General features: G+C 66.0%; 4 protein-coding genes. All 4 read left to right on the forward strand.

The genetic code is table 11. The features are described from left to right. The first annotated feature begins 359 nt into the window (after nt 1-359). Nucleotides 360-1664, forward strand: coding sequence for a threonine synthase (thrC, locus tag ABEL04_RS08220; protein WP_375801907.1), 1305 nt, complete (start codon nt 360-362; stop codon nt 1662-1664). Between the two features lie 73 nt (nt 1665-1737). Further along, complete coding sequence (locus ABEL04_RS08225) at nt 1738-2409, forward strand: nitroreductase family protein (RefSeq protein ID WP_375801908.1); 672 nt, start codon at nt 1738-1740, stop codon at nt 2407-2409. Between the two features lie 185 nt (nt 2410-2594). Continuing rightward, entirely contained in the window at nt 2595-4259 is a 1665-nt protein-coding gene (gene ade / locus ABEL04_RS08230) for an adenine deaminase (RefSeq protein WP_375801909.1), read from the forward strand. Between the two features lie 165 nt (nt 4260-4424). Then, on the forward strand, nt 4425-5557 hold a 1133-nt coding region (locus tag ABEL04_RS08235), incomplete at its 3' end, for a class I tRNA ligase family protein (RefSeq protein WP_375801910.1).

Below are 5557 nucleotides of genomic sequence, written 5' to 3' on the forward strand. Positions count from 1 at the left end.
GATAGTCCCCAACTCTGTGGGAGCCGGGCCCTGAAGACCGGACGCATCTTTCTCCTCGGGGGGGGCGGCTTTGGATCGGGCATGCACCGGGCCTCAGTCCCGGCCCGACTGCCCACGGGAAGCGGGAAGCTGAACTGGGCGGTCCTCGTGGGGGGCCGGATCCTGAGGGACTAGATACGAGTTGCGAATAATGCTGCACGGGTCGACCTTTTCTAGCCTCCCAGACCAGGAGTGGGGTCCCCCGGCAGGCGTACGGATATCTCCGAGGAAAAAGGGAATGCAGGGTTAGCCCCTGGCGACCTGCGAGCGAGGCTCCAGCCCACGGAACCACGTCGGTCACTCGTTGACGCTCCCCTCCAATGAAATATCTGAGCACCCGCACGCCCGATCATCGCGTTTCGCTCTCCACGGCGCTGCAGGAGGGCCTCGCGCCGGACGGCGGGCTGTACGTGCCGGAGCAGTTCCCTGACCTCGGGCCGGAGGCGTTCGAGGGCCGCGACACAATTGAGGCGGTCGCCGAGCGACTCCTCCGTCCGTTCGTAGCGGACGACCCTCTGGCCGACGATCTTCCGGCCATCTGCGAGGCGATGTTCGGCTTTCCGGTGCCGCTGCGCGACGTGGGACGCGGGACGCGCGTGCTGGAGCTCTTCCACGGGCCCACCGCAGCGTTCAAAGACGTGGGCGCCCGCTTCCTGGCCGACAGCCTCGCCCGTCTCAACGAAGAGGCCGACCAGCCGCTTACCATCCTCGTGGCCACCTCCGGCGACACCGGCGCGGCCGTGGCGGCGGCCTTCTGGCAGAAGCCCAACGTGGAGGTCGTCGTCCTCTACCCGAAAGGCAAGGTGTCCGACCGGCAGGAGAAGCAGCTCACCGGCTGGAGCGACAACGTGCAGACGGTAGCCGTCAACGGTGTGTTCGACGACTGTCAGGCGCTTGTGAAGGAGGCCTTCCAGGACGAGACGTGGCAAAAGCACCTGCGCCTCTCCTCGGCCAACAGCATCAACATCGGGCGCCTGCTCCCGCAGATGACGTACTACGCCCACGCCAGCCTCCAGCACTGGCGCGCCCACGGCACGCGGCCGAACGTGATCGTGCCGTCCGGCAACCTGGGCAACGGCCTCGCCTGCCTCTACGCCCGCGAGTGTGGATTGCCAATTGGGGAGGTCGTCCTCGCGACCAATGAGAACCGCCCGGTCACACACTACCTGGAGACGGGGGACTACGAAGCCTTTGAAACCCAGGAGACCCTCGCGACGGCGATGGACGTGGGCGATCCGAGCAACATGGAGCGCCTGCGGTACCACTGGTCCTCCGCCGAGGCCCTCCGCGATACAATCACGGCCGAGCGCGTGACGGACGCCCAGATTGAGCAGCACATTCAACGCGGCCCCGACGCGTGGGGCGAGGTGTGGGATCCGCACACCGCCACGGCCGTCGAGGCTCGTGAACGATTGGATCCCGACGACGAACACGAGTGGATTCTGGTCGCCACGGCCCATCCGGCCAAGTTTCCGGAGGTGGTGGAGCCGCTCATAGGGCACGCGGTGGACGTGCCCGAGCTCCTGGCGGAGGTGATGGTGCGGTCCCATCCGGTGCCCAAGATTGACCCCGATCTGGACGCTCTCTGGAACACCGTCACCGGGACAGAGGTCGCAACGCCTTAGCATGCGGTGAACCGTCGGGGTGCACGCGCTTTGGAGAGGTCAGACCGCATCGAATCAATCCCCCCCTCAGGCCATGGCTGATGCCCACGATCCCGTTCCCCTCGACTTCACCGAGTATCCGCCCGACGAGATGCAGGAGCGGGCCCGCGCATTCCGGGAGCAGATGGCCCAACGGCGCTCCGTGCGCGAGTTTTCGGATCGGCCCGTCCCGCAAGAGCTGATTGAGGAGGCGATCCGGACGGCCGGCTCCGCGCCCAGCGGCGCCAATCGGCAGCCCTGGCAGTTCGTGGCCGTCGATGACCCCGCTCTGAAATCGGAGATCCGCGAGGCCGCAGAGGAGGAAGAGAAGGAATTCTACGAGAACCGGGTAACGGAGGAGTGGGAGGAGGCCCTCGCCCCGCTCGGCACGGACTGGCGCAAGCCGTACCTCGAAACGGCGCCCTGGATCGTCGTCTGTTTCGCCGAGCAGTACGGCCTCGACGCGGACGGGGAGAAGACCAAAAACTACTACGTGCAGGAGAGCGTCGGCATCGCCTGTGGCCTCTTCATCGCGGCCCTCCACAACATGGGCCTGGCGACCCTCACCCACACGCCCGCGCCTATGAACTTCCTCCGAGACATTTTGGGACGTCCCTCAAACGAACGGCCCTACGTTCTCTTTCCGGTGGGCTATCCCGCCGAGGACGCCACGGTGCCGGACATCGAGCGCAAGTCGCTGGACGAGATCGTGCAGTGGAATCGGTAGCGTTTCGGCGTGGAAGCTTTGGAGCATGAATGCTCTGGATGCACAGGCAATCCGAGCGAATCCCTCAGTTTGCCTCCACGCATCCGCGCCTCCACGCATCCGGAGCCTCAGGAGCTCGACGCTCCGCTACCGCCTCTGTATTTTGAGGCCCGTCGCACGTCTCCCGGGACATCCTCTCCACTCCCATGCCCGATTCGTTCTCCGTTGCCGGCCACCTCGTCGACCTCCACGACCGCGAAATCCGCGCCGCCACCGTTCACGTCCAGGACGGGGGGATCGACCGTATCGAGCCGACCGACAGCGTGCCAGATCGGTATCTCCTGCCCGGATTCGTCGACGCGCATGTGCACGTCGAAAGCTCCATGCTGCCGCCGTCGGAGTTTGCGCGGGCCGCGGTGGTGCACGGCACCGTGGGTACGGTAAGCGACCCGCACGAGATCGCCAACGTGCTCGGCGTGGCGGGGGTCGAGTACATGATCGAGGACGGTCGGCAGGTGCCCTTCCACTTTGCCTTCGGCGCGCCCTCGTGCGTGCCGGCCACGCCCTTCGAAACGGCGGGGGCCGAGCTGGGGCCCGACACCGTGTCCGACCTTCTGGACCGGGACGACGTGCCCTACCTCAGCGAGATGATGGACTATCCGGGCGTCCTCAACGGTGACCCGGACGTGCTGGCTAAGATTCGGGCCGCGCAGGTGCGCGACATGCCCGTGGACGGCCATGCGCCCGGTGTGCGCGGCGACGACGTGCAGCAGTACGCCGCGGCGGGCATCGAGACGGACCACGAAAGTGTCTCGATCGAGGAGGCGCGCGAGAAGCTCGAGGCGGGCATGAAACTCGCCATCCGCGAGGGCTCGGCCGCCAAGAACTTCGACGAACTGATTCCGCTGATGGACGAGGCGCCGGATCGCCTCCTGTTTTGCAGCGACGACCGCCACCCCGATGCTCTGGTCGATGGGCACATCGACGGCCTCGTTCGCCGCGCCCTGGCCCGCGGCTACGATCGCTTCGACGTGCTCCGCGCCGCCTGCGTGCACCCGGTGGAGCACTACGGGCTGGACGTGGGACTGCTGCGGGAGGGCGACCCGGCGGACTTCATTGTCGTGGACGACCTCAGCGCATTGACCGTGCAGCGGACGTACGTGGACGGCCAACTCGTGGCCGAGGAGGGAGAGACACACATCGAGCGTACGCCGTCCGACGTCGTTAACCGCTTCGACGCCGAGCCGGTGGGGCCGGAAGCATTCCGCGTCTCGGCGGAGGGGACGCAGGTGCGAGCCATCACGGCGGTCGACAATCAGCTCGTGACCGGCGAAGACATTGTCGAGACACCGGTGGAGGACGGCGACGCCGCGGCCGATCCGGACCGGGACCTGCTCAAGCTGGCGGTCCTCAACCGGTACGATGTGAATTCCGAGCCCGCCGTTGCCTTCACTCGAGGCTTTGGATTGGACGAGGGCGCGCTCGCCTCCAGCGTGGCGCATGACTCGCACAACGTGGTGGCCGTGGGCACCAGCGACGACGCCCTCGCCCGAGCCGTCAACGCCGTGATCCAGCAGGAGGGCGGCATCAGCGCCGTGGCCGAGGGCACCCACGTGCTGCCGCTTCCCATCGGCGGCCTCATGAGCGACGAGCCGCACGACGTGGTGGCCCGCCGCTACACACGCCTCAGCCGCTTCGTGCAGGAGGAACTAGGCAGCCCGATGGACGCGCCGTTCATGACACTCTCGTTCATGGCCCTGCTCGTCATCCCGAAGCTCAAGCTCAGCGACCAGGGCCTGTTCGACGGCGACGCGTTCGCGTTCGTCGACCAGTTCCCAGACGTCTCTCCTCCCCGCGAAGAATCAAGCTGAGGGAGGCCGGGCGGCCCATCCGGCTGGTCACCCGCGACGGGCAGCCCCTCGGTTCTGGGCGCGATGGTAACCAAATTCTCCGGACGAACGAACATACAGCCGCGTTGCGTCGTAGATTTCGGCTGCCGATGTGAGAGCTTCTTCACTCTACACTCCCACACTTCCATGGCGCAGTTCAACACGCCCGATCAGCTTTCACTTCCTGAGCTCGAAGAGGACGTCCTCGACTGGTGGGACGACCACGACATTTTCGAGCGCAGCATTGAGGAGCGAGAGGGCCAGCCCACCTACACCTTCTACGAGGGCCCGCCTACGGCCAACGGCACCCCCGGCATCCACCACGTCCTCGCCCGGGCCATCAAGGACATCTTCTGCCGCTACAAGACGATGCAGGGCTACCAGGTGGCCCGCAAGGCCGGCTGGGACACCCACGGCCTGCCCGTCGAGATTGAGGTCGAGGAGGAACTGGGCCTCGACAGCCGCGCGGAGGTCGAAGAGTACGGCATCGAAAAGTACAACGCTGCCTGCCGCGAGAGCGTCCTGGAGTACAAGGACCTCTGGGACGAGCTCACCCAGCGGATGGGCTACTGGGTCGACCTCGACGACCCGTACGTGACCTTCGAGACCGACTACATCGAAACGGTCTGGTGGCTCCTCAAGCAAATCGAGGAGAAGGACCTGCTCTACAAGGGCCACAAGATCCAGTGGTATAGCCCCGGCTCCCACACCGTGTTGTCGTCCCACGAGGTGAGCCTCGGCTACGAGGAGACCCAGGACCCGAGCGTCTACATTCGCTTCCCCGTGACGGGCGAAGAGAACACCTACTTCCTCGCCTGGACCACGACGCCGTGGACGCTCATCTCCAACACGGCGCTCGCCGTGGGGCCGGACCTCACCTACGTCAAGATCCACCACGACGACCCGCATCAGGGATCGGAGACGCTGATTCTGGCCGAGGCGCTGCTCGACGAGGTTATCGACGAGGAGTACACCGTCGAGGAGACGTTCTCGGGGGAAGAACTGATCGGTACTGAGTACGAGCCGCTGTTCGACTACTTCACGGACCGCGCCGCGCCGGGCGAAGACGCGTGGTACGTCCTTGGAGCGGATGTCGTCTCGACCGAAGAGGGCACCGGTGTGGTGCATATGGCCCCGGCCTTTGGGGAAGAGGATTACGCCGTCGCGCAGGACGAGGGCCTGCCCCTCTTCAACCCCATCGACAAGGACGGCGAGTTCACTGAGGAGGCACCGCTCGTGGAGGGCACGTGGTTCAAGGACGCGGACAAGACGATCACCGA

The sequence above is a fragment of the Salinibacter sp. genome (assembly GCF_042218895.1).
Taxonomy (GTDB): Bacteria; Bacteroidota; Rhodothermia; order Rhodothermales; family Salinibacteraceae; genus Salinibacter.